Genomic DNA, 1,888 nt, shown 5'->3' with positions numbered 1-1,888 from the left:
TTTCCCTTCGTGTGGGGAAAAGAATCCGATTGCTCCTTCTCGCCCTTTTTCTTCTCTTTCTCGATCCTCTGCTGGCTTCTCTTCGATTCATAGTTGGCCTTCATCGTTGCCGGATCACCTGTTCCATCTGTGGAGAATATCTTCTCCGTGGAATTGCCTGATTCGTTCATGATCCTGAGAACCTCATCCAGGAGCTTCTTTGATCGTTCGGGTTCATAGCCTCTCTCTATGGTCTTATAGGAAAATTCTGAGGATATCCCAAGCTTTTCACTGAACAGCCTAAGAAATCCCTCAGCTATGCGGTTGGGCATGCCGAAGTATGCCTGCATCAGCATAACCTTGACTATGTCTGAGGCTGGAACTGGAGGCCTTCCAGCTCCCCTCTTCTCCTCCTGAATACGGGAAGAGGCTATGTTAACCACATCCCTGATTGTTTCCAGCACATCGGCTATTTCATTCACCTGTGCCTGGTCATAGAGATGCCAGTTCCTTTCGGCCTGATCCCTTTTCTCGTAGGGGAAGGATTTATCCCTTACCGATTTGACAAGATTCCTCAGATCCTCTATATTCTTCTTTGCCACATATATGTATAACGAACAGGTTTAAATAGTTATGTGTACTATTCCACATAATGAATGGAACAATGATACTCTTTCATTTTCCAGAGAAGACAGCTCATGGAACAATAAACAAGTTCATGCAGAAGTTCTATGGACAGGATTCAACCTCAGGGAATGGCAAGTATAAGTACCATAGGCATGGTTTGCTGGAAAGCATACCTCATAGAAAGCTCCTAAGAGGAGTTCTGATACTCAGGAATGAGGATGCTGCAAAGGTATTAAATTTCCTGGAACAGTATTCCCTTACACTGCATGTCAGAGAGGTGAAACTAACCTCAGATGATGAAAAAATACTGAGGGGAACCCATGAATAAATTTGTCCCAAAGCCTGCCATCAACAAAAATATTTATAATAGGTATAACTCTTTATATTGTTGATATGGTGTTGAATATTATTGAAATAAACAATCTGTACAAGCGTTATGGTAATACTATAGCCCTTAATGGCATAAATTTATCCATAGCAGGTGGACAGATATACGGCATTCTTGGTCCTAATGGTTCCGGCAAAACAACTTTACTAAAAATAATTGCTGGCATATTGCCTGCCTCTTCAGGTGACATAATGGTTGATGAAATATCAGTTTCAAGAAATTCAGACAATATAAAATCCATGATCGGATATATACCTGAAACACCTGCATTATACGAATCACTTACACCCATAGAATATTTCAATTTCCTCGCATCGGTATTCAAAATAGATGACAATATATTGAGAGACAGGGTAAACGCATTTTCCAATGCACTTGAAATAGGGAAATATCTTGATGAATTTATAGGGTCCTTATCATTCGGGACAAAGCAGAAGGTTGCAATAATAGGATCATTAATACATGATCCCAAAATAATTGTTATGGATGAGGGAATGAATGGACTCGATCCAAAATCATCTAAGATAATCAAGGAACTATTGAAAGACATGACAAAAAAGGGAAAAACGGTAATATTTTCCACGCATATTATGGAAATAGCAGAGAATGTGTGTGATACCATATCTATACTATACAATGGCAATATAGCGGGCACTGGGAATCTTGACCAGTTAAAAAATGAAGCAGGATCCAGCAATAATGACCTTGAGGGTATATTCCTAAAGCTTACTGGAGATGAAGATCTTGATAACCTGCTTGATTCTTTGAGGGAATCTATTAAGTCAACTACCCCTCCCTGACGGAAGGGCTTGAAAGATATGGTGAAAAACATGAAAGAGAAGCAGAAGTTAGATAGGAGAAATACATACACACCTACGGATGCTCCACAAGTCC

At 40.0% G+C, this 1,888-nt stretch carries 3 protein-coding genes; 2 read left to right on the top strand and 1 reads right to left on the bottom strand.

Features of this window, described 5'->3' with window-relative positions:
* Positions 1-581, bottom strand: a 581-nt coding sequence (locus tag AMDU4_RS13075) for a hypothetical protein (protein WP_290705464.1), incomplete at its 3' end; no start/stop codon positions are given.
* 50 nt (positions 582-631) lie between these two features.
* Here AMDU4_RS13075 and AMDU4_RS13070 point away from each other — a divergent pair.
* Complete coding sequence (locus AMDU4_RS13070; protein ID WP_021786172.1) at positions 632-934, top strand: hypothetical protein; 303 nt, start codon at positions 632-634, stop codon at positions 932-934.
* A gap of 65 nt (positions 935-999) precedes the next feature.
* Positions 1,000-1,794: an ABC transporter ATP-binding protein gene (locus AMDU4_RS13065; RefSeq protein ID WP_290705460.1), complete on the top strand. Its 795-nt coding sequence runs from the start codon at positions 1,000-1,002 to the stop codon at positions 1,792-1,794.
* Positions 1,795-1,888: the final 94 nt, after the last annotated feature.

The organism is Ferroplasma sp. Type II, from assembly GCF_000496155.1.
The sequence above is the reverse complement of the archived record's forward strand: the minus strand, read 5'-3'. Positions and strand labels throughout refer to the sequence as shown.

Excerpts from the sequence above, each read along its gene's own strand:
- AMDU4_RS13070 (WP_021786172.1), top strand. The coding sequence starts at position 632 with ATGAATGGAACAATGATACTCTTTCATTTTCCAGAGAAGACAGCTCAT.
- AMDU4_RS13065 (WP_290705460.1), top strand. The coding sequence starts at position 1,000 with ATGGTGTTGAATATTATTGAAATAAACAATCTGTACAAGCGTTATGGT.